At 43.0% G+C, this 23,683-nt stretch carries 22 protein-coding genes; 14 read left to right on the forward strand and 8 right to left on the reverse strand.

The genetic code is table 11. From position 1 onward, the window contains the following. Positions 1-12: 12 nt before the first annotated feature. From fruA to fruB, 3 genes are read right to left on the reverse strand one after another with little or no spacing between them, the layout of a single operon-like run. Positions 13-1,746, reverse strand: coding sequence for a PTS fructose transporter subunit IIBC (fruA, locus tag AAFX28_RS00370; protein ID WP_408684615.1), 1,734 nt, complete (start codon positions 1,744-1,746; stop codon positions 13-15). An 18-nt stretch (positions 1,747-1,764) separates the two neighbouring features. Beyond that, positions 1,765-2,733 (reverse strand): 1-phosphofructokinase, encoded by a 969-nt coding sequence (gene pfkB / locus AAFX28_RS00375; protein ID WP_408684617.1) that lies wholly within the window; start codon positions 2,731-2,733, stop codon positions 1,765-1,767. 9 nt (positions 2,734-2,742) lie between these two features. Beyond that, the gene (fruB, locus tag AAFX28_RS00380; protein WP_408684618.1) at positions 2,743-3,879 is read right to left on the reverse strand and encodes a fused PTS fructose transporter subunit IIA/HPr protein; all 1,137 of its coding nucleotides are present in this window, start codon (positions 3,877-3,879) and stop codon (positions 2,743-2,745) included. A 304-nt stretch (positions 3,880-4,183) separates the two neighbouring features. On the opposite strand from fruB, the gene cra reads away from it, so the two are divergent. Beyond that, positions 4,184-5,161, forward strand: a complete 978-nt coding sequence (gene cra / locus AAFX28_RS00385; RefSeq protein WP_408684620.1) for a catabolite repressor/activator — start codon at positions 4,184-4,186, stop codon at positions 5,159-5,161. Between the two features lie 65 nt (positions 5,162-5,226). On the opposite strand, the gene AAFX28_RS00390 is transcribed toward cra, so the two are convergent. The 3 genes from AAFX28_RS00390 to AAFX28_RS00400 all read right to left on the reverse strand — a co-directional run bounded on the left by AAFX28_RS00390 (position 5,227) and on the right by AAFX28_RS00400 (position 8,258). Next, positions 5,227-7,107, reverse strand: coding sequence for a methyl-accepting chemotaxis protein (locus AAFX28_RS00390; protein ID WP_408684622.1), 1,881 nt, complete (start codon positions 7,105-7,107; stop codon positions 5,227-5,229). A gap of 163 nt (positions 7,108-7,270) precedes the next feature. Then, positions 7,271-7,789, reverse strand: a complete 519-nt coding sequence (locus AAFX28_RS00395) for a hypothetical protein (RefSeq protein WP_408684624.1) — start codon at positions 7,787-7,789, stop codon at positions 7,271-7,273. 94 nt (positions 7,790-7,883) lie between these two features. Then, positions 7,884-8,258, reverse strand: coding sequence for a YgiW/YdeI family stress tolerance OB fold protein (locus tag AAFX28_RS00400; protein ID WP_408684626.1), 375 nt, complete (start codon positions 8,256-8,258; stop codon positions 7,884-7,886). A gap of 173 nt (positions 8,259-8,431) precedes the next feature. Between AAFX28_RS00400 and AAFX28_RS00405 the strand changes: the two genes are divergently transcribed. Genes AAFX28_RS00405 through modC form a run of 4 tightly spaced genes read left to right on the forward strand, consistent with a single transcriptional unit; the run spans position 8,432 to position 12,461 of the window. After that, a complete protein-coding gene (locus AAFX28_RS00405; protein WP_408684628.1) occupies positions 8,432-9,901 on the forward strand; it encodes a cobyric acid synthase in 1,470 nt (489 codons plus the stop codon). A gap of 50 nt (positions 9,902-9,951) precedes the next feature. Continuing rightward, on the forward strand, positions 9,952-10,653 hold the full coding sequence (modA, locus tag AAFX28_RS00410; protein ID WP_408684630.1) for a molybdate ABC transporter substrate-binding protein: 702 nt from the start codon (positions 9,952-9,954) through the stop codon (positions 10,651-10,653). 6 nt (positions 10,654-10,659) lie between these two features. After that, positions 10,660-11,358 carry a molybdate ABC transporter permease subunit gene (gene modB / locus AAFX28_RS00415; RefSeq protein WP_408684631.1) on the forward strand — a complete coding sequence of 233 codons (699 nt, stop codon included), beginning with the start codon at positions 10,660-10,662 and terminating at the stop codon, positions 11,356-11,358. Then, positions 11,355-12,461, forward strand: a complete 1,107-nt coding sequence (gene modC, locus AAFX28_RS00420; protein ID WP_408684633.1) for a molybdenum ABC transporter ATP-binding protein ModC — start codon at positions 11,355-11,357, stop codon at positions 12,459-12,461. Before modB ends, modC begins: the two co-directional genes overlap by 4 nt. A 58-nt stretch (positions 12,462-12,519) precedes the next feature. On the opposite strand, the gene AAFX28_RS00425 is transcribed toward modC, so the two are convergent. Then, a complete protein-coding gene (locus tag AAFX28_RS00425; RefSeq protein WP_408684635.1) occupies positions 12,520-12,957 on the reverse strand; it encodes a DUF3069 domain-containing protein in 438 nt (145 codons plus the stop codon). Positions 12,958-13,165: 208 nt separating this feature from the next. Here AAFX28_RS00425 and AAFX28_RS00430 point away from each other — a divergent pair, with 208 nt between their 5' ends. After that, positions 13,166-14,104: a diguanylate cyclase gene (locus AAFX28_RS00430; protein ID WP_408684637.1), complete on the forward strand. Its 939-nt coding sequence runs from the start codon at positions 13,166-13,168 to the stop codon at positions 14,102-14,104. Between the two features lie 69 nt (positions 14,105-14,173). Next, a complete protein-coding gene (locus AAFX28_RS00435; RefSeq protein ID WP_408684639.1) occupies positions 14,174-15,163 on the forward strand; it encodes a Solitary outer membrane autotransporter beta-barrel domain in 990 nt (329 codons plus the stop codon). Positions 15,164-15,165: 2 nt separating this feature from the next. Here the strand turns inward: AAFX28_RS00435 and AAFX28_RS00440 are convergent, their stop codons facing one another. Next, on the reverse strand, positions 15,166-16,401 hold the full coding sequence (locus AAFX28_RS00440) for a GGDEF domain-containing protein (RefSeq protein ID WP_408684641.1): 1,236 nt from the start codon (positions 16,399-16,401) through the stop codon (positions 15,166-15,168). A 220-nt stretch (positions 16,402-16,621) separates the two neighbouring features. On the opposite strand from AAFX28_RS00440, the gene AAFX28_RS00445 reads away from it, so the two are divergent. The 7 genes from AAFX28_RS00445 to AAFX28_RS00475 all read left to right on the forward strand — a co-directional run bounded on the left by AAFX28_RS00445 (position 16,622) and on the right by AAFX28_RS00475 (position 23,655). Continuing rightward, positions 16,622-16,981, forward strand: coding sequence for a late competence development ComFB family protein (locus AAFX28_RS00445; RefSeq protein WP_408684643.1), 360 nt, complete (start codon positions 16,622-16,624; stop codon positions 16,979-16,981). A gap of 22 nt (positions 16,982-17,003) precedes the next feature. Next, positions 17,004-17,282, forward strand: coding sequence for an HlyU family transcriptional regulator (locus AAFX28_RS00450; protein WP_408684644.1), 279 nt, complete (start codon positions 17,004-17,006; stop codon positions 17,280-17,282). 297 nt (positions 17,283-17,579) lie between these two features. Further along, positions 17,580-19,130 carry a Re/Si-specific NAD(P)(+) transhydrogenase subunit alpha gene (gene pntA, locus AAFX28_RS00455; protein ID WP_408684646.1) on the forward strand — a complete coding sequence of 517 codons (1,551 nt, stop codon included), beginning with the start codon at positions 17,580-17,582 and terminating at the stop codon, positions 19,128-19,130. Between the two features lie 13 nt (positions 19,131-19,143). Further along, positions 19,144-20,538: a Re/Si-specific NAD(P)(+) transhydrogenase subunit beta gene (gene pntB, locus AAFX28_RS00460; RefSeq protein ID WP_408684648.1), complete on the forward strand. Its 1,395-nt coding sequence runs from the start codon at positions 19,144-19,146 to the stop codon at positions 20,536-20,538. A 189-nt stretch (positions 20,539-20,727) separates the two neighbouring features. After that, positions 20,728-22,143: a sensor histidine kinase VxrA gene (vxrA, locus tag AAFX28_RS00465; RefSeq protein WP_408686784.1), complete on the forward strand. Its 1,416-nt coding sequence runs from the start codon at positions 20,728-20,730 to the stop codon at positions 22,141-22,143. After that, complete coding sequence (gene vxrB, locus AAFX28_RS00470; RefSeq protein WP_408684650.1) at positions 22,118-22,777, forward strand: response regulator transcription factor VxrB; 660 nt, start codon at positions 22,118-22,120, stop codon at positions 22,775-22,777. The genes vxrA and vxrB overlap by 26 nt, the downstream gene beginning before the upstream one ends. Beyond that, positions 22,777-23,655: a DUF2861 family protein gene (locus tag AAFX28_RS00475; RefSeq protein ID WP_408684651.1), complete on the forward strand. Its 879-nt coding sequence runs from the start codon at positions 22,777-22,779 to the stop codon at positions 23,653-23,655. Before vxrB ends, AAFX28_RS00475 begins: the two co-directional genes overlap by 1 nt. Positions 23,656-23,683: the final 28 nt, after the last annotated feature.

Here is a 23,683-nt window from a genome sequence, read left to right on the forward strand (position 1 = left end):
TTAGACTTTGTCTTAAGCAGCGTTGGATGCCGCTTGCGTTGTTTGTGCTTTGCTCTTTAAGAACGCATAGCTCAAACCTGTAACCGCTGTACCCGCAGCAATCGCCACTAGATACATAACTACCGGAGTAATCGCGTTTGGAATAAGCAGTACAAACAAACCACCGTGAGGAGCCATCAGTTTTGCGCCAAATAGCATTGAGAGCGCACCTGTTAGCGCGCCACCGGCCATACACGCAGGGATTACACGCATAGGGTCTTTAGCTGCGAAAGGGATTGCGCCTTCAGAGATAAAGCACAGGCCAAGTACGAACGATGCTTTACCTGCTTCCTGTTCACTTTTTTCAAATTTGTTCTTAGCAATGAACGTTGCTAAACCCATACCTAGTGCCGGTACCATACCCGCTGCCATGATTGCAGCCATAGGCGCATAAGTTTGTGATGCTAACAGACCAACACCAAATGCGTATGCAGCTTTGTTGACAGGACCACCCAAGTCGAAACACATCATTGCACCCAACAGAACACCCAATAGAACAGCACTGTCAGAACCCATGTTATTCAGGAACTCTGTTAAACCATTCATGATGCCAGATACCGGGCCACCAACAATGTAAATCATTACTAGACCAGTAAATAACGTCGCAACGAACGGAATGATCAAAATCGGCTTAAGAGCTTCCATCGACTGGGGAAGTGATACTTTATCTGCTAAAAACTTAGCTGCGTAACCGGCAATAAAACCTGCGGCTATACCACCTAAGAAACCAGCACCAGTAGAGCTTGCTAACATACCACCGACTAGACCAGGAGCTAGGCCAGGGCGGTCAGCGATCGAGAATGCAATGTAGCCTGCTAATACAGGAATCATTAGCGCAAATGCTGAACCGCCACCAATGGTCATCAACGCAGCAGCTAACGTACCTTCTTCTTTAAACGCTTCAATACCAAATACAAATGAAAGGGCGATGATCAAACCACCTGCGACAACAACTGGAAGCATGTGAGATACACCTGTCATAAGGTGTTTATATGCGCCTTTTTTCTCTTCAGTAGCGTTTGATGTAGAAGCTCCAGTGTGTTTGTATGGCGTCGCTTGGGTAAACGCGCTGTCCATTTCTTGTGCTGTTTTCTTAAGAGCAGGACCTGTTTTGGTTCGGTACATCAACTTACCGTCGAATCGATCCAATGGTACTTCGATATCGGCAGCAATAATGACCAGATCCGCTTCTGCAATTTCTTGAGCTGTTAGTTGGTTTTTTGCACCAACTGAACCACGGGTTTCAACCTTGATTTGATGTCCACGGCGTTTACCTTCCTCTTCAAGCGCTTCTGCAGCCATGAAGGTATGTGCCACGCCTGTAGGGCAGGCTGTAATCGCTACAATCTTCTTGCTAATTGTCGATGCTGCAACTTCAGTAGGTACGTCAGCTTGCTCTAAAACACTGGATTGCTCCACTGCAAGCTTCAAAAATGCCTGACTATCTTCTGTTAGAGACCCAATTGGCGCTGAGTACACTTTCTTACCAACAAAACGTGTTGTGTCGATAACTTTATCAGCGGCGATAATCACAACATCTGCCTGTTCAATCTCTTGCGCTGTTAGTATTTGGGTGTCGATCACTGAAGATTGACACTCTATTTTAGCGTCCCAGCTTAGTGATTTAGCAGCTTGTTCTAGTAAGCCAGCAGCAAGAATGCTGTTAGCTACGCCACTAGGGCACGCCGTAATGATTGCTAATTTCATAATGGTAACCTTTGTTCCTTAGTTCTCGATACGAGTTATTGCTAAATCAAGTACTCGGACTTGCGTCTGATTCTTGATCTCTTCCAGCTCTTTCTGGCTGGTTAAACCGACACCAACCTGACTAACAGCTAACGCTGAAAGTGCGGTGGCGAAGCGAATTAATGACTCTTTTTCAAAATCTTGCATGTAGCCCCAACACAACCCTGCAACTAGGGTGTCACCTGCACCTACTGTGCTAACAACTTTCATTTGAGGCGGCTTAGCTGACAGCCACTCACCGTCATGGAGCCACATAACACCGTCTTTACCCATGGATACGACGATGTTATCGATTCCTTTATGTGTGAGTTGTTGAGCGACAGACTTGCATTCTTCCGCTGTTGTTAGTGAAGAACCTATATAGTCGCTAAGCTCTTCATCATTGGGTTTGATCAGCCATGGCTGCGCGTCGATACCAGCTTTCAGTGCAGCTTTGCTACTATCAAAAAGGACTTTTTTACCTAGCTTACGTAACTTCTTAATCCACGCAGCACATTGCGATGGCGAGACACCACCAGGTAGGCTTCCAGCAAACACGAAGTATTCATGTTCGTTAGCTAGCTCTAATAGCTCGGCTTCAAATTTATCAACATCAGCTTGTGACACGGTCACGCCAGGAAAATTAATGTCAGTGACTCTTTCATCTTTCTCAACAAGTTTGACATTGATACGCGTTGAACCTTTCACTTCGATAAAGCGATTAGTCACACCGATCTGATCAAATAATTGGTAAAACAGTTCTGGGTTTTCCGAACCTAGAAAACCGGTCACGGTGACATCAGCACCTAGTTCACTAAGTACTTTTGCGACGTTAACGCCTTTACCTGCAGCGTGTAGACTGCTTGATGAAACTAAATTAACTGTTCCTGAAGAGAGAAGGTCGATAGAACCTGTTAAATCAAGTGCTGGGTTAAGCGTTACAGTGACAACTTTATTAGTCTTAGACATAGAATATCCTTAGCTTTCACCTAAACCTGATGCGATAGCATTACCGATTGACTCTAGCGCGATTGCGGCATCTGGACCCTCTGCTACAAATTGAAGCTGATGGCCATGTTTAACACCGAGTGCGATGACTTTCATTAAGCTCTTAGCATTCACTTCTTTACCATCACCATCGAGATTTGACACGCGTATTGTTGCCTCAAACTTTTTCGCTTCAGCAACAAGCATCGCTCCAGGTCTTGCATGTAATCCGTGAGCATTTTTTATCTTGAAGATGGCGCTATTTCCGCTTTCTTCACCTGTTGTATTGCTAACGGGTTCACCTTTTAAGAGAGCTAGGACTTCTTCAGTGGCAGCGCTTATTAGTTGATCTTGCTTACCTTGGAATACTAGATTCGTCAGGTTTGAGAGGATAGTTTGGTGCGCACTATTACACGCAGAAAAAGCAACTAATGCACGAACCGGAGCGCCTTCGAAGTTACATTCATTAGTCGTTGAAACAAATGAAACACCAGTACGTGTAACATCTTTATCACTACCGACAAGCCATAAACCTTTACCTAAGTGAGTAGGGGTCTTTGTAACCATATCAGCGACAAAAGCACTGCCGACACAACCTGTATTTTTTAATAATCCAGAGGCTACAGCACTCATTTGAACCATGTCGCTTGCCGGAAACTTAATTTGTACCAATGCAGCATCAAGCTCGGCTTCTAGCTGAACTTTACCAAGTAGTAGGTCGATGATGTCATCTTCTGATTGAGCGGCTTTTAGTGTTTGTTCTACACCATCGGCAGAGAGTACTTTCGTTAACTGCTTCAAAATGCCTAAGTGTTCGTCTGACTTTGCAGCAATGCCGATCGCAACATAAACAATATTGCCGTCGCCCCAATCAACACCGTTAGGAAAGTGGTGAACAGCAACGCCGGTAGTTTTTACTAATGGTCGCGTTTCAATTGTGCCATGCGGAATGGCAATACCGTTCCCCAAAAAAGTAGAGTTTTGGTTTTCACGGTTAAGCATGCCTTCGACATAACCGTTCTCTACAAGACCAGTACTTGAAAGGCTTTGAGCAATACTTTTGATTGCTTCGTATTTATCGCTTGCAGTCTGCGCAAGTGTGATGTTGCTAGTGGATAATTTAAGCATGGTGTTCTCCAGCTTTTAAAAAACGTACCGCTCTAATTGTCGGCAATAAACTTCAAACTAATTTTGCTGAATGCTACTGAATCGATTCAGCAAATAGATAATAAATTAAGAAATCAGCATTTATCCTCACAATAATTAATCGTTCAGGACAGGAAACTGTGACTTAAGGGTGATTCATGTCACTCAATTAATCTTGCTGAATCCTTTCAGCTTTTATACTGAATCGTTTCAGCTTATAATTCAACTTAGTAAAAGATCATTAATGGCGGATTATGATCCAGCGCACAATTAAGAGGTGAGTGATATGACACTCGATGAGATTGCCCAACTTGCAGGCGTTTCTAAAACGACTGCGAGTTACGTAATCAACGGCAAGGCGCAAAAATACCGGATTAGCGAGAAGACACAGCGTAAAGTAATGGCCGTAGTGGATGAACACAACTACCGGCCAGACTTAGCTGCCAGTACATTAAGAGCCGGACATAGCCGTTCATTTGGTTTGATAATTCCAGATTTAGAAAACACCAGTTATGCGAGGTTAGCGAAGCTTTTGGAACAAAACTCTCGTTCAGCAGGCTATCAAATTCTAATCGCGTGTTCGGATGACGATCCTGAGACGGAGAAAAACGTTGTACGTGCGTTAGTAAGTCGTAAAGTGGATGCACTTTTTGTTGCGAGTGTCATTCCAGAAGCAAGTGAGTTTTACGTAAACCTACAACAGAGTGGCACGCCAGTAATCGCTTTAGACCGTCCGTTGGATGACGAGCACTTTTGTTGTGTTATTAGTGAAGACTTTGGAGGTGCGTTCGAATTGACGTCGTCGGTATTGAGTGACAATGTCACGTCGATAGGGTTAATTGGAGCACTTGCTGAACTGAATATTTCAAGAGAACGTGAGCTCGGTTTTACTTCAGCAGCAAAGAATCATTCTGTCGAGTCTATTATCGGCTATGGTGATCACTTCAATCGCTCTGAAGGCAAAAAAGTGCTGGACGACTGGGTTGAAAAAGGGACGGTTCCGGACGCGATCGTCACAACATCTTATACTTTGTTAGAAGGAGTACTGGATGTATTGTTAGAGCGTCCAGAGCTCGCTAGTAAGCTCAAAATCGCTACGTTTGGTGATAACCGACTTCTAGACTTTCTACCGATGAAGATAAACTCACTACCACAACAGTTTGAATTAATTGCTGATAGTGCGATGGCCCTAGCGCTGAATGCCGCATCTAAAAGGTATCAGACAGGCGTAGAGCTGATACCACGTAGAATCGTCGTTCGTTAATTTGGTTTCTTCACGCAAAAAGCCCAGCCTACTTATTGGCTGGGCTTTTTTTCATTACAAAACGTCTAGTACTTGAAGAGTTTAACTTGTTTGTTCAACTGCTTTGCAATACTTCTTAGTTCTTCAGACAACTGGCTAGAGCTATCTGCTTGAACAGACATCTGGTCAGACACGTCGTTAGCAAGTTGAATGTTTTTGCTCACTTCACCAGTAACAGTGCGCTGCTCTGACGCTGCATTTGAAATATGCGATGCCATATCAGAGATTTCCTGGATAGATACCGCGATTTTCTCTAATGCTGAAGTCGCGTTACTTGCATCGTCAACGCTAGATTGTGCAAGGTCTTGGCTGCGCTGCATCGAATTTACAGCTTCAACACTGTTTTGCTGCAAGCTTTCAATCATTTCGCGAATTTCATTGGTCGAGCTATGCGTTCGTTGAGAGAGTACACGTACTTCGTCTGCTACAACGGCAAATCCACGACCTTGTTCACCAGCACGTGCTGCTTCGATCGCCGCATTCAATGCGAGTAGGTTGGTCTGCTCTGCAATGTCACTGATCGTTGAAAGAATCATATTGATATCTAGGGCGTTCTTTTCAAGCTCACGAATAATATGTGCCGCATTTTCAACTTGTTGCGCTAGGCTAGTGATTGACTCTTGGTTACGAATAATCACTTGTTTACCTTCGTTACAGTGCTCCGTTGAACCAATTGCAGAGTTTGCTGTTAATTGAGCGTTATTTGCCACTTCTTCAGCAGCAGCAGACATCTCGTGAACAGCGGTGGCAATCTGTGACATCTCGTTTAGCTGAACAGATAAGCCATCACTTGTTTGTCTTGCAACATCGGTACTCACCTTAGACTGAGTATCGAGTTCGGAAGAAGAGCGAGCAATGTCTTTTACAATTTCCTGGAGCTTGGCAATAAATGCATTAACGTGTGTCGCTAACTGTCCAATTTCATCCTTAGTATCAACTTTAATACGCTGAGTTAAATCGCCGTCACCTTTAGAGAGTGCTTCCATTGAAGAACTTAACGTTTGAAGCGGAGCTAACGCTTTCTGAATAAAGAACAGTGCGATAAATGCAATAACAATTGTTTGCAGTACACCCATGAACGCAGCTTGACGCAATACAGAGCGGAACGAAGCAAACGCATTGTCTTTATCGATCACTACCGTGAAGTACCAATCCGTGTTTGGGACATGTCGGGACGAAACAAAAGCCTCATTACCACCAACTAACATCTCTTTAATTTCATGATTCTGTGAGATGCTTTCAATCAAACCAATATCAAGTGTATTTGAGATCTGGCTAACTGGCTTAAGTGATAGGGACGTATCTTTGTGAGCAACAACTTTTCCGTTGCTGTTGACTAAGAAAGCGTAAACGCCAGTATCATCCAAACTAACAATGTCGTTGACGAGAGCGTTTATATTCATGTCCGCTCCGATAACACCACTATATCCATTCGTATTGAAAGGTGTGGCGATAGTGACTACAAGATCATTGGTTGCGACATCAATATAAGGTTCAGTGACATAGAATGTACCTTTGCTCATCGCTTTTTTGTACCAATCGCGTTGACGAGGGTCGTAGCCTGCAGGAACAGGAAGGTCAACACCTTGTAAAAAAGTACCGTCGCTTAACCCAGCATACGCAATTTGAAACTGGCCAGCATTAGTACTTTGAGTAAAGTAACTTGTTGGGTTATCAGTATATTTAAACGCATCTTTTGCCGCATTGACCACATTAATTCGACCTTGAATCCATTTATCCATCCCGGAAATATTGGTTTCAAGTAGGGTCGTCCCGTACTGTTTTACGGAGCGATAGGTCTCATCTAGCAGTTGACGTCCTGTCATATACGTTTGAATCGCTGTCATCACTAAAATCGCAATTACAAACGCAATAGTAAGTTTGTTCTTAATTGAAATGGAGTTCATTTCTTTTATTGTCCTACGAGTTTACATATGCGCATATAATACGGTATATACACAACCAAATAAACCGTAAGTCATACTGCGACGTGAGATAGGACTAGATTTCTTTACGAGAATGGAAAAACTGAAAGAGGTGGCTGCTCAGGTCTGAACAGCCAGGATTTATTTAGTATTGAAAACGTACAGACATAGTAACCTGTGGGCCATACAAACCGTTGTTACGAGTTTCTGCAGATAGAGAAAGTTGCTCTGTAGAATGGAAACGAACGCCGGCATGAAAAACGGAGGAGTCATCATTACGGCCCAGTCGTCCTGTTACTTCAACCTGATTGGTTAACCAAGCTCGTAAACCAAGGTTGAATTCAGCTTGAGTATTGCTGTCACCACCAGACTCTTCAGTGTATTTAACACGGTGCAATAATAGTTGCCCATACACATCGACAAATTGATTTACAGGGCCGTTGAATCCGATCCCTCCGGCAATATCATAGTCACTGTCAAACTGTGTATCCATACGAACAATGAAGTGGGAGTTATCAGTGAAAAGTGTACTGAACTCAGCCCCCGTCATTTCTGGACCAATGGCGGTACGCACTTCAAAATAGTTATAGTTAAAATTGTTTGCTTGAGCATTTCCGCTGATGCCTGCAATCGCTAAGGCACTGGCCAAGATAATCTTTTTCAAAAGTAGTCTCCGACTAACATCAAAATGTAGTTACAAAAAAGGCTTGCAATAAGCAAGCCAATAGTAACGTAATCGAAGGACTAATTCAGGTAGATTATAGAACCTGGACACGATCTACTTCAATTTCTGGCGTGTTGCCGCCTTCATATTCTCCAAATAGACGTAATTTTGTCGTATGGTCGATTGCTTGTGTCATATTGATGTCGTCATCAAGTTCTACTTGTATCTCACCTTGACCGTCTGAAAAGATGAATGTATCGCCCTTTAGTTGACGAACCAGCGTTCCTTCAACCACAACATTCTTTTCAGTGAACATGCTCGTGTCTTCAAGAAGAGATGCTACCGTTACCACCTCTACTGGCCCTGTGTACTGAATAGTTGAATTGTGATCTCTATGACCATCTTTTGCCATTGCTAGTGATGGTGCTAGTACGATAGTTGCAGCAGTCGCTAAAATTAGTTTTTTCATAGTAATGTCTCTCTGTTTCGTTAGGCAGTGTTTGTTTTGATGGTGCTATTAAAACAGAGTGAAGTTGAATCGATACTGAGGAGTAAGTTCATATTCGATTCATCTTATTGAGCCTTAGGGATAAAAGCCGTTATTATGGGCAAAAGAACAGATAATTAATGAGTTTGTAGTTAATGCAGTCGACGTTAAAAGCTTTAATGGTTCAGGGAACGACTTCTGACGCAGGTAAAAGTGTATTGGTGGCAGGTTTATGCCGCGTGTTAGCGAGAAAGGGAATTAAAGTCGCCCCGTTTAAGCCACAAAATATGGCATTGAATAGTGCAGTAACACCAGATAGTGGTGAAATTGGTCGGGCACAAGCGGTCCAAGCCTTAGCGTGCAACATCGACTCTTCAGTTCATATGAACCCTGTGCTGTTAAAACCTCACACCGACATGGGTGCTCAAGTTATATTTCAAGGTAAAGCCACATCAACCGTCGATGCTATCGGCTACCAATCTTATAAAAAAGTCGCATTGCCCGTCGTGCTGGAATCGTTTTCCATATTACAGCAACAATATGAGAGCGTATTGATCGAAGGAGCAGGAAGCCCAGCAGAAATAAACCTCAGGGAAAATGATATCGCTAATATGGGCTTTGCTGAGGAAGCTGACGTGCCTGTCATCATTGTGGCCGATATTGATCGCGGAGGTGTATTCGCACACCTTTATGGCACTTTAGCTCTTTTGTCTGAAAGTGAACAAAAGCGGGTTAAGGGCTTTGTTATTAATCGCTTTAGAGGCGATATTTCATTGTTGCAACCGGGGTTAGATTGGTTAGAAGAGAAAACAGGCAAACCCGTAATTGGTGTTCTACCTTACCTTCATGGCTTTGATCTAGAGGCTGAAGATGCTATCAACGCACAGCAACTTACAGGCGACCAAACCAAATTAAAAGTTGTTGTACCAGTTTTTCCACGCATTAGTAACCACACTGATTTCGACGCATTGAGGCTTAATCCTGATATCGATTTAAAATATGTCGGTAAAGGGGAACGCATAACTAACGCTGACTTAATTATATTGCCAGGCTCTAAGGCTGTGCGAAGCGATCTTGACTATCTTCGCAGCCAACATTGGGATAAAGATATTCAACGCCACCTACGTTATGGCGGTAAACTTATCGGCATTTGTGGCGGTTACCAAATGTTGGGGCAAGCGATACATGATCCTCTCGGAATTGAAGGTCAAGCTGGTTCCACTGATGGATTGAAATACTTAAACATTGAAACTGAACTAAAACCTAAAAAAACACTCACCAATGTAGTGGCTTCCCTAACGTTAGATGGTATAAGCACAGCGATTAGTGGCTATGAGATCCATGCTGGGATAACCGAAATTTCTGGGAATTCACCAGTGCGTTTAGCTTCTGGGCAAGCAGATGGGGCAATTAGTGATTGTAATCAAGTGTTTGGCACCTATTTACATGGTATCTTCGACACACCTGAAGCTGTTACTCATATATGCCGCTGGGCTGGCGTTGATAACATCGCTCAAGTCGATCACAAGTTAAATCAGCAACAAGCCATTGATCGTATTGCTGATGCCATTGAACAACACTTAGATCTCAATTGCCTCTGGCCAGAATTAAAAACGCAATCATGAAAACTAACCTATATCGACCCGTTCTCACCGCGATTACTTTGTTTTTCAGTATGTCTGTAATAGCTCAAGACAAACTACGTATCTACGCAGCCTCTTCAATGACCAATGCGGTCGACGAAATGGTTGAGATATTTGAACAATCTCATCGTGTAAAAGTGACCACTGTGTATGGCGGTACCTCTTCATTAGCTCGCCAAGTCGAACAAGGTGCGCCTGTCGATGTATTTATCGCAGCAAATAAAAAGTGGATGAACTATTTAGTTAGTAAGAATGTGGTATTGGGTGACAATGTCACTAATATTGCTACTAATGAACTCGTCGTTGTAAGCACGAGTAAATTAACGCTTGATGTGAACAGCGCCTCGTCTTGGCTGGATGTGCTCAAAGGACAGCGTATAGCCATTGGTCAGCCGAACGCAGTTCCTGCAGGTATATACGCGCAAGAATCGTTAGAATCCCTAAACGTTTGGAACGACTTAAAAGGGCACTTAGCACCAACCAAAAATGTCAGAATTGCACTAGCGTTAGTTGAACGTAATGAGACACCAATTGGCATTGTTTACAAGACTGATGCAGCACTGACAGACAGGGTACAAGTTGTTGCTCGTCTACCAAGAGCAAGCCATCAAGCGATTGTTTATCCCATAGCTGCGATGAATACACATTCAGCGACTACGCAATTCATTCAGTTTGTTCGTTCTTCTGAAGGACAAGCTATTTTGGGGAAATACGGATTCAATCAAGGTCTATAGTTATCAATGGATATATTAACTGAGTACGAGTACCAAGCGTTGTCACTTAGCCTAAAAGTGGCTTTCTACGCGATTATTTGGCTTATTCCTATCGGGATTGGGCTCGCTTGGTTGTTAGCCCGCAAACAGTTTATTGGTAAAAGCTTCATTGATAGCCTAATTCATTTACCTCTGGTTTTACCGCCTGTTGTCGTCGGTTATTTACTTCTTATCTCGATGGGACGACAAGGTTTTTTCGGTGAATGGCTGTACCAGTACTTTGGTGTCGTGTTCTCATTTAGTTGGAAAGGCGCTGTGTTGGCCTGCATTGTAGTTGCTCTGCCTTTGATGGTGCGTTCAATCCGTCTTAGTCTTGAGTCAGTCGATACAAAGCTAGAACAAGCTGCCGCGACACTGGGCGCATCGCCAGTTAAAATCTTTTTTACCATAACATTACCGCTGACTGTTCCAGGTATCATCACCGGTACCATGTTGGCATTTGCACGTAGCCTTGGCGAGTTTGGTGCAACGATCAGTTTTGTTTCGAATATTCCGGGGGAAACACAAACAATTCCACTCGCTATGTATAATTTTATAGAAACTCCAGGATCGGAAGCTGAAGCAATGCGCTTGTGTATTATCTCAATCATTATCGCACTCGGTTCTTTAGTCGTTTCTGAAAAACTAAGCCGAATGACGACACGTCGATTAGGAGGCGTTCGATGAGCGAGTTAACGATCCAATATAAACAGAACCTTGGAAATATTGAATTCGACATTGACCTACAACTCCCAGAAAAGGGCATAACTGCAATATTTGGCCGCTCTGGAGCCGGCAAAACATCACTGATCAACGTGATTGCAGGTTTAAGAGAGCCCACTCGTGGCTGCATAAAAATTAACAACGCTACGCTGTATGATTCCGAGAACAAGATTAACATCCCGACATACAAAAGAAATGTCGGCTATGTGTTTCAAGATGCCCGTCTGTTTCCACACTACAACGTGAGACGAAACCTGACATATGGGGTACGAACCCCAGATCTAAATCACTTTAAGGAAATAACAGAACTGCTCGCATTGATACCACTACTTGACCGTTATCCAAACCAACTATCAGGCGGTGAAAAGCAAAGGGTAGCGATAGGGCGTGCACTTCTATCCAAACCCGACATTCTACTAATGGATGAACCGTTAGCGTCACTCGACTTACCAAGGAAACGCGAAGTGATGCCTTTCCTTGAACAGCTTGCCCAACAAGTTGAGATCCCAATCATCTACGTATCACATAGCCTCAATGAGATTCTCAGATTGGCGGACCATCTCGTGATAATAGAACAAGGAAAAGTGGCAATAGCAGGACCCATTGAACAAGTTTGGGCGTCAAAAGCAATGCGCCCATGGCAATCATTCTCTGAGCAAAGTACGTTGTTTGAAGGCAAGCTAATTCGACACAATGAAGAGTATGCGCTGTCTCAAATCGAACTAGCTAAAGGTATCGCGTTGTGGGTACAACGGATTGAAGGTGAGATTGGCTCAGCCGTACGCCTTCAGGTGAGAGCGAATGATGTGTCTCTGATGCTTGAAGAACCAAAGCAAACATCGATTCGAAATATACTTCAAGGCACGATAAGCCATATTGAAACGCAATCTCATGGGCACGAGAGACAAAGCGTTTCTGTACAAGTAGAGCTAGCACAAAATTGTTGCCTAAATGCCACCGTTACAGCGTGGGCAAAAGACGAATTGCAATTAGAGCAAGGAATGACAGTTTACGTGCAAATCAAAGGGGTCAGTGTTACGCAGCGAGATGTCGTTTTATCCCATTAAAAAACGCCGCATAAATGTGCGGCGTTTTCTTTAGTACGACCAAATAATTAGCAATTAATTACTTAGCAAATACGTCAGTGAAGTCACGCTTCAGAATAGGGTCGCGACGTGCTTTCTTAATCTGTTTAACCATGTCTTTCACACAATTGTGTAGAACCTGGTCAAGCAGCTGAGCACGGTACTCTTCTTTTTGCTCTTCAGTCATATCTTTTGGAAGATCCAACGTAGGGAACTCTTCCATTACGTTCAAACCAGCAAACGCTTGGCTCACTGAAATCAGTGCATGGAACTGCTCAAAGTTGTCTAAAACGTTTTGTGCGCTATTTGGTAGCTCATTCCAAGCTTCACGAACAGCTTCCTCTGAAACGTCATGGATTGACGTCACCATGTAGTGCATTGCTTCTGGTACTTCGTCAAATTCGATAACTTGACGCAGTTCTGCAGAAACTTCTGCTAAATCTACTTTAGGTTGTTCTGATTGATTAACGTCAGACATGTTCATTTTCTCTTGTATGTGTATATGACGGCGTTATCGTAAAAAATTGGCGCTAAATGTCAACCTTGGATGGAGGATTATGTAATTGTGTAGTATTTTTAGTCTAAGCACGTGATTTCTTATTGGTTTTCATCGAATGCCTACTTCATATTCATGAGTCTTTCAATTAAACCTCGGAGCAACTAGAGTGGATGTACGTGGTTCTTCTATGAAGATACTCCTAGTTGATGACGTTCAAATGGAACGAATTCAACTGGCTATTAGACTAAAACAGCTGGGGCACACCGTTGAAATGGCCGATTCTGGCAAGCGTGCACTTGAACTTTATCCTGACTTTGAGCCAGAGTTAATCTTACTCGACATCTCAATGCCAGATATGAATGGCTTTGAGGTTTCTTCCCAGATACGCAAACTCTATCCAGAGTGGGTACCTATAATATTCTTAAGTAGTCATGACGAACCAACGATGATCGCAAGTGCAATTGAAGCCGGTGGCGATGATTACTTAATTAAACCCGTTGATAAAATCGTCCTTAATTCGAAACTTATCGCTATGCAAAGAATCGCGTTTATGCGACGAGAACTGAAGCAAAAATCTGCTGCGTTAACAAAAGCGAATCAAGAGCTAGAGAAACTTGCTCAAGAAGATGGCCTGACAAAAGTGAAGAACCGACGGTTTGTCGACCAAAAGCTTCAAGAGATGATCCTACTTCATGGGCGCCATGAACTTCCTCTCAGCATCATTCTACTCGATGTCGATAAGTTCAAGCTATTCAACGACAATTATGGGCACATCGAAGGAGACAAGTGCTTAATCGGCTTAGCAGAAATCCTTACCAATTTGTTTGTGCGAAGCGGAGAAGTGGTGGGACGTTACGGTGGCGAAGAGTTCGTCGTGATACTCGGCCACACTGACCAAGATAAAGCACAGAAAGACGCTGCGAGGATACAATCGGCTTTAGCTGAAGCGAACATTACTCATGAGTACAGTGATGTCTCCGACTCGGTGACAGTGTCACAAGGGGTGTTGACTACAATACCGAATGGAAAAGAAAGTATCGAGCAAATTTATGAGCTCGTCGACAAGCAACTGTATCAAGCTAAAGTAGCAGGCCGTAACCAGTACATTAGTATCCTTCAAGAATAGAACGATTGTTTCTAGTTAATTTTTAAAGTAACTTATTCTAATTACAGATATATTTGGAATGCGGAATTGATGGTAACGAATAAAGCATACCGTTACTTTGGCTTGTCGTTAGCGTGTTTTTCACCTATCGCTTTGGCCAAAGGTAATCCCGTTTTTCAAGATTACCTAGAACAAGCCTTTTCAGTAGCAATTGTACTAACTGACAGTGACGTATTCACCGTTGGTGTGCACGACTTTGATCCAAACGAATGGTTTAACCTCGACAACGAAGATATTGGCTCTCAAGAATCAATCAACCTAAGACAACAAATTGCGGTTTCAACTCTTCCTTATACATTCGATCTGAGTGATGAAGACGCCATTCATAAACATCAATTGTTCACGCGCTTTTCTATATTAGGTTCTCGCCAAGATCTTGAAATCCGACCCAAGGATACCAAAGATTATCAAAATGAGATCATTCTAGGCGCTTTTACTGCTTACCAGTATCGCTACCAACTCGAAGAGCATTGGACGTTGACGCCTGGTATCGGCGTGCATTTACAATATTTCAAAAATGAACATGAGTATCGTAGCGACTTTTCGAATCAATACGTTAAGCCTGTATTGGATAATGTTATCTTCAATACAGATGCATGGGCAGCGTCACTAGAACCGCACGTGCAGTTAAGATACGACAAACCCACTGATTGGGGCTCTTGGAACGCAACGTCTTCACTTCACTATTTTTATGGCCAAGGCTGGGGTGAAGCAAACTACGGAGACGTAGGCAACCCTGAAGGTTGGTACATGGCAAATGGTATCGAGGCTTACTATAACGTGAGTAAGTGGGGCCGTTCTGTTCAATCGTTCTATAGTAGTTTTAGACGTATAGATATTGGCGGAGACACAAGCGCACCTCTCGGCACACCATACTATTATGAAGGTTCTATTGGATGGTTAATGACGCCACCATTTGAATCAGAATGGATAGACAACGTAGGTATTGGACTTAACATTAACTACGGTAGCAACTTAAAAGGTGGCAGTATTGTCTTATTCTTTAATCAAGTAGATTAGGGCTACGCAATACATACACGGTTACGTCCTGCTTTCTTTGCCTTGTAAAGAGCGTTGTCAGCAGATTTCATCACTTCAGACACCTTTGAACTCTCTTGACTATCGGCGACACCGATACTGATGGTGACATTAACAGTATTACTGGTTTTCTTCGAACCACGCTTTTTAGAGCCCAGTTTATCATCTTTCGGTCGGGAGTCTTGGTTTCGCAATACCATGTCGTAACTTTCGATAGAGGCACGAAGCAACTCTAAGTGATCTTGAGCCTCATCCGCATACTTACCTTTGAAAAGCACCGTAAACTCTTCTCCACCATAGCGATAAACCTTAGCTCGTCCGCCAACGAGCAGCATTTTTGACGCAACTAATTTTAATACGTCATCACCAGTGTCATGGCCATAGGTATCGTTAAACGATTTAAAATGGTCAATATCGAGCATCGCGATAGTGTATTTACGGCCTAAATGTTTTAAGTCTGACTCTAATGCGAGACGTCCAGGTATTTCTGTTAATGAATCGGTAAAAGCAAGTTCATAGCTGGCAGAAAGCAAGTAGATCAAAAGCAGTACACCCGCGAGGGAGAACATGGTGCTTGAAATAAATGTAATGTGGAAAAAGACAAAGGTTGTCGAAGCCAATAGGGTAGCTGAGTAAATAACAACATCAACAATTCGATTCTTACTCAATACACATATAGCAAAAATAAGTACCATCGCTAAAGAATAGACGACCAAAATAAAAGGCAGCTTCGAAACTTCGGGCAATACAAATAGGAACGTCTCATCAATATTGTCGAACCCACCATCGTAGAAGTGCATCAAAATTAGGTAGCACCAAAACATAAATAGTGACAGCGTCACTAAATATAATCCAAACGACCTAGAAAAGAGTGTGGAATCACGATAGCTAAAGACAAACAATAGCGCGATAGGTAACAACGCTGCGAGTAGGGAAAGCTCTAAAATGGTCGTGCCTGACGAGAGCGGGGATTGTAGCCTTTCTTGAATAACCCAATAGGCTAACATTAAAGCACTAGAGACCATCGCTATGCGGCTTTGTTTAAAAGCGTTGGCTAGCACAATCGCAATAGCAAAAAGGATAAAAGGCAGCTTAGATACAATGCCAAGATTAGACTGAGTTAGCATGATAACGTTATTCATGCCAAAAGCGATGAACGTCAACAGCAGAAGAGGCAACGCTATACGGAACCAATTTGTTGTGACGATAGAAAACGACATGAAACCTAGCCTAAGACGAATTAGTTATTGATTGAACGCTTGTTAAGAATACTTTTATTTGATGAATTTCCAAGCTTTTTACTAAACTTATGTATGAAAAGTGCGGGCATGAATAAATTGCGTGCAAAAGTTGATGATAGAGTGCGCAACCTATAGTATCAATTGAACATTTTACCCATACTGTAAAGATAGCGCATTTTCTTAGAAGGAGCTGAGCCGTATGCAAATAAGTGTAGATGTGCATAACTACATGGAAACTCTAGTAGGGCAAGTGTTAGCAAAACCAGAGTTCGTGGAAAACTTCGATCATGAGCAGTTAGCGGATCTTGCTTGTCTAGCACTCAGTCAACTGCGACCTGTCTATATAAGACATGATATTGACTTTCTATCAGCGCTGCCTGAAGAACGTTTAGTCACGTTGAAAGAATATGCAGAAAGTGCTGTTATCGCAGCTAAAGGAATGATCATCGAAGACCGAAGAAAAAATCGAAAAGATGAAATCCCTGTTGTATTTAGTAAACAACAATTCGATGATGATATAGAACTAGAATGGTTCGAAAAACCTATTCTTAAAAAATAAAAATAGTAGCAAGGAGTACCTAGTGGGACTGTTTTCACGCTTGTTCGGTGGAGCAAAAGAGCAACCAAAAGTTGAAGTTGAGCCTGTGGAATATAAAGAATACTTAATTTATCAAGAGGCTCTTGCTGAAGGTGGGCAGTTTCGTATAGCCGGCCGTATTACTAAACAGTTCGGTGAAGAAACCAAGACACACCGATTTATACGCTCGGACGTTCTCCCAAGTGAGAGTGATGCCAATGAGTTTATGTTGAAAAAAGCACAAATGTTCATAGACCAAATGGGCGACAATATTTTTCAATAGATCCTTTTCAATTTGATAAACATCATAAATTCAAGAGCCATTAGTCGTTATGCTGATGGCTCTTTTGTTTATTTAACGAACCTAATTCTTTGTTTTTATGATGAATTATCGCTTCTGGTTAGACCTCTTACAACATATGTAATCCATTGTAGTAAAACTGAATAATCAGCATGCTGACTCATTACCAATGGTTATATGTAATGATATTTTGTGTTTTTGTTACAAAATGCTTGAAGTATCTCGAACCGTTGGATAAAAACAGAACAATCATTGTTGCGAATAGTCAAGGAATAGCTAATGCAAATTGGTGTGCCAAAAGAAATACTCGCCGGAGAAACGCGAGTGGCTGCGTCGCCAAAATCGGTAGAGCAGTTATTAAAGTTGGGTTTCGACGTAGTAGTCGAATCTGGGGCTGGGGAACTAGCTAGTTTTGACAATTCAGCATTTGAAGCGTCAGGAGCAAAGATTGTAACGACTGATGAAGTGTGGCAATCCGATCTTATCTTAAAAGTGAATGCGCCTTTGTATTCTGAAGAGAGTAATGAAATTTCTCTGATTAAAGAAGGGGCTAGTCTTATCAGTTTCATCTGGCCAGCACAAAACCCAGAGTTGATGGAACAGCTATCAAGCAAAAACATTAACGTGATGGCGATGGATGCTGTACCACGTATTTCTCGAGCTCAAGCCTTAGACGCTTTATCGTCAATGGCGAACATTGCGGGTTACCGTGCTGTTGTTGAAGCTGCGCACGAGTTTGGTCGATTCTTTACGGGTCAAATAACTGCCGCTGGTAAGGTTCCACCAGCAAAAGTATTAGTGGCAGGTGCTGGTGTTGCAGGCCTCGCAGCTATTGGTGCCGCGGGTAGCTTAGGCGCTATTGTTCGCGCATTCGACGTTCGCCCTGAAGTAAAAGAGCAAGTCCAATCAATGGGCGCTGAGTTCTTAGAAGTGGACTTCAAAGAAGATTCAGGTTCTGGTGACGGCTACGCGAAAGAGATGTCTGACGAATTCAACAAGAAGGCTGCTGAACTTTACGCACAGCAAGCAAAAGATGTCGACATCATCATCACCACAGCGCTGATTCCGGGCCGACCTGCACCTAAGCTAATTACCAAAGAGATGGTAGATAGCATGAAAGCGGGCAGTGTTATTGTTGACCTTGCTGCCGCAAACGGTGGTAACTGCGAATACACGGTAGCTGATCAGGTTATCACGACGGAAAATGGCGTTAAAATCGTTGGCTACACAGATATGGTTGGTCGTTTGCCGACTCAATCCTCTCAGCTTTACGCAACAAACATTGTCAACCTACTAAAACTACTAACCAAAGAAAAAGATGGAAACATCAATATCGACTTTGAAGATGTCGTTCTACGCGGCGTAACAGTAGTTAAAGAAGGTGAGGTTACTTGGCCTGCACCTCCAATCCAAGTATCCGCTCAGCCAGAACAAAAGCCAGCAGCGCAACCTGTTAAACCTGAGCCAAAAGTTGAAGAGCCAGTATCTCCAATCAAGAAAATTGCAGCACTTGCTATTGGTCTAAGCGCTTTCGGCTGGGTCGCGTCAGTTGCTCCAGCAGCATTCTTATCTCACTTCACTGTATTCGTTCTTGCGTGTGTTGTTGGTTACTACGTTGTTTGGAATGTAACTCATGCTTTGCATACTCCGCTGATGTCAGTAACAAATGCGATATCAGGCATTATCGTGGTTGGAGCATTACTGCAAATAGGTCAAGGAAATGGGGTCGTCTCATTCTTATCTTTCATCGCGGTACTTATCGCCAGTATCAACATATTCGGTGGTTTCACCGTGACCAAGCGTATGCTTGAAATGTTCCGTAAAGACTAAGGAGTAACAGGGAATGTCTGCAGGATTAGTACAAGCAGCTTATATTGTTGCTGCATTATTCTTTATTTTGAGCTTAGCAGGATTGTCTAAGCAAGAGTCAGCGAGATCAGGTAACTATTACGGTATCGCTGGTATGACGATCGCACTGATCGCTACGATCTTTGGTCCAGATTCAGAAGGCCTTGTTTGGATCATTGTCGCTATGGTGATCGGTGGTGGTATCGGTATTCATTACGCTAAAAAAGTAGAAATGACCGAAATGCCTGAGCTTGTGGCTATTCTACACAGCTTTGTTGGTATGGCGGCAGTACTTGTTGGTTACAACAGCTATATCGATGCGCCAGTGATAGCCGCTTTGAACCCTCAAGAAGCGCACGCTGCACACGTGATTCACTTAGTGGAAGTATTCCTAGGTGTATTCATCGGTGCTGTGACATTTACAGGTTCAGTTGTTGCGTTTGGTAAGTTACGTGGCGTGATCTCATCATCACCACTAAACCTACCGCATAAACACAAGTTGAACTTAGCAGCCATCGTAGTTTCAACGCTATTGATGATCTACTTCGTCAAAGCTGACGGTAGCATGTTTGCCCTTATCGTAATGACGCTTATCGCATTTGCCTTTGGTTACCACTTGGTTGCTTCAATCGGCGGCGCAGATATGCCAGTGGTTGTTTCAATGCTTAACTCATACTCGGGTTGGGCAGCAGCGGCAGCAGGTTTCATGCTTGCAAACGATCTACTCATCGTAACTGGTGCTCTAGTTGGTTCTTCTGGTGCGATTCTGTCATACATTATGTGTAAGGCAATGAACCGCTCATTTATCAGTGTTATCGCAGGTGGCTTTGGCCAGGAAGTGATTATTTCTGATGATGTAGAGCAGGGCGAGCATCGCGAAACATCTGCTGATGAGGTTGCAGAAATGCTAAAAGGCTCTAAATCAGTGATCATCACTCCTGGATACGGCATGGCTGTAGCTCAAGCTCAATATCCAGTGCACGAAATCACTGAAAAACTACGAGCACAAGGCGTAGAGGTTCGATTCGGTATTCACCCAGTAGCTGGCCGTTTGCCTGGGCACATGAACGTACTACTTGCTGAAGCGAAAGTCCCATATGACATCGTTCTTGAAATGGATGAAATCAATGATGACTTTAGTGAAACGGATACTGTTTTGGTAATCGGTGCGAACGATACCGTTAACCCAGCAGCATTAGAAGATCCAAATAGCCCGATCGCTGGTATGCCAGTACTTGAGGTTTGGAATGCGAAAAATGTCATCGTATTCAAACGTTCAATGAATACGGGTTATGCGGGCGTTCAAAACCCATTATTCTTCAAAGAGAACACGCAAATGCTCTTCGGGGATGCCAAAGAGAGCGTAGACGCGATTTCTAAAGCGTTATAAGTTCTATATATCGACTCAGAAGCCAGCTTAATCGCTGGCTTCTTTTGTTTATTGGCTATCATTTCTGACATTGATATCACATTTCAATTTTATATTTTTGCCATAATGTTTTACTCTAAATCTAACTCACTGATTTATTGAATTTTTACATTGATTAAAACGACGATAAAAACGCTATCAATTTCGTTGATGCTACTAAGTAGTCAAGCGCATGCAGAGTCATTACCAGAGCGTATTGACCAGTTTGTCGATCTTTTTGATCAAGCAAAAGCTACAGCGTCCTATGACATTCGTAGCTTGCAATCAGATTATCCGACGCGCCTTTTAACTCCAGAATCAATGTTGCCTCAAACTTCCGCATATCCACTACGTGATATTCAGAGGCTCTATCATCTGGCAAAAAACTGTACCGGTAAACTGCCGCTAAGCCCCTTAATCACCGAACCTTTGGTTTACACCCGAGCCATGTGTAAAGGGAACAAACTTAGCGATAAATGGTTTGCTCGAAGCGCGTTGATACATCCTGGTGGCGGCACTTACGCGAGTCGTTATGTCGAGGTGTTCCCAGAACGCAAAGATGACTTGCAACAATATATGCATATTAAAGAGAGGTCACTTGCGCCAGATTCGACGTTGCTAGGTCGATTACAACGAATGAACGAAGACGCAATTGTGGCACTTATCTCTGGCTCAAGTATGTTCATAGAACTCGATGAACTTTGGCTAAGGCAGAGTGACAACTACTTAATATTTCCAGAGCATATCTGGAGAAAAAATATTGAAACAGCGGGACTCGCGTTTAGCTTACGCGGCGAGTCCAATAGTTGTTTTGTTCAAAGAGGTAATCTTTGTTGGGACGTAGAAGACCATTCCGATCTTCTACGTATGAGCATGGTAGCCCTTGTGATTGCCAACATCTTACTGGTGTTAGGCTGGTCAGTATATCGCTGGAATACGAAGCGCCAAGAGATGAAAAGTAGAATGCTCATCTTGCAGATACTGACTCACGAACTACGAACGCCAATTGCAAGTCTATCGTTGACGGTAGAAGGCTTCAGACGTGAATTTGAGCAATTACCTGAAACAGTTTACGATGAATTCCGACGTTTGTGTGAAGATTCTAGACGTTTACGACAGCTTGCTGAAGCGAGCAAAGATTATCTTCAATCAGATAATAAGCCGCTAGCGACCGACTGGGTTCCTTCCGTTCAAGAATGGTTAGAATTCAAGGTTGAAGAAGAGTTCAATAACAATGTCGAGTTCGTTATTAATGAAGATATTGCTGCCAAGCTTAATGTATATTGGTTAGGCACATGCATAGACAATTTAATCCGCAACGCTGTTAAGTACGGCGTTGCTCCAGTGGTTGTTGATGTAACAACCTCAAAGCAGAAGATTACGGTTAAAGTGATTGACCAAGGCGAGTTGTCAGCAAAAGATTGGCGACAACTGAGAAAGCCTTTTGTAAGTAAAAGTGGCCTTGGCTTAGGCTTAACCATCGTTGAATCAATGGTAGGACGAATGGGCGGTAAGATGTCTTTAGTTGGTCCACCAACAACGTTTATTTTGGAGATACCCTGTGAAACAGACACTGCTTCTCGTTGAAGATGATAAGAACTTGGCTGATGGCCTATTAGTAAGCTTGGAGCAAGCGGGATACGAATGTTTTCATTCTGAAACGATCGCCGATGTTGCTCAATATTGGGATAAAGCTGACTTAGTGATCCTTGATCGCCAACTTCCTGATGGTGATTCAGTATCACAATTACCCGAATGGAAAAAAATCAAAGAAGTACCGGTTATCCTTTTAACGGCTTTAGTCACCGTTAAAGACAAAGTAATGGGCTTAGATGCCGGCGCTAATGACTACCTAACGAAACCATTTGCTGAAGCAGAGCTATTTGCTCGTATTCGCGCACAACTGCGTGCACCAGAAGGTGAGGCGGGTGATGATAGCAAAGTAATCACTGAGCACTTGGTAATAGATAAAGCAACCCGCGAAGTACAGTATAAAGATGAAGCAATCACGCTAACCCGTACTGAGTTTGACCTACTGTTATTCTTGGCAAGCAACCTAGGTCGAGTCTTCACACGTGATGAACTATTAGATCACGTTTGGGGTTATAACCATTTCCCAACAACACGTACGGTTGACACACACGTTCTTCAGCTACGCCAGAAATTACCAGGGCTAGAGATCGAGACACTGCGTGGCGTTGGTTACAAAATGAAAGCTTAATGAATAAGCCAGCTTTTCTTCTCGGTGCACTTGTAGTGAGTGCACCGCTTTCAGCTACTCAAGTTCCTTGGTTTGAAAGTAACTCGCCTTTAACTCAAGCTCATAAACATCTGCTTGATGATGATTTGCCCGCGATGTTCAGTTCGCTGGTCGAAGTCTGGCAGCTTGAAAAAAACCAAAGCATTATCCCTCACTTGAATGATCTTTTTCTCCAGTCACTAGAAGTAGATTGCGGTAAAAGCCTTGATAACAAGACCTTACCTGATTGGATCAATACTGTCGTTGTCCGTCGCACTGAAATTCAAAGCCCTGGTCGCGACTCCTATAGAGCAATTGTTGAAGTAGGGACAAGTAAAGAATTAAAAGACATCTCTTTAACTCGCTGGGTCTCTAAAGCAATCTCGACAGACACAACGTTAACGCAAGTGGGTGCCGACGAAGAGTCACAATTCACCCGATATATTAAACGCTACAATTTGAATAGCCGCGTGAAAATGGGGCTTTATCGTGTTGATATTACGGCGTCTGACGAAACATCATGGAGTTCATGGCTAGTACTGGGTGAACCAAAAGCTAAAGTCTCTGTTCGATGGAATGCAAAGGCTCAGTGGAAGGTAGAGAAAAACGCACTACTCAATAGACACTGCCCATTGCCGAAATTAGAAACTTCAATCTATGACTATGTTGATGGAACTTATAGTCAAATCTGGAGCGAAAGCTACGATTCAGATTATCCGACCTCACTAGGAACCCTGCCAATTGATCCGGGACGTTATGTTTTAGCGGTTTCTATGAAGCACCAACGTTGGCAAGGCCCGATAATTGTAGAGCAATCACAAATAATTAGTAAAACGTATGATGTTTCAGTGGAGGAATAGTTCAAGTTAATACACAATATGTCGATAT

This window comes from Vibrio sp. TBV020, from assembly GCF_046056895.1.
Taxonomy (GTDB): Bacteria; Pseudomonadota; Gammaproteobacteria; order Enterobacterales; family Vibrionaceae; genus Vibrio.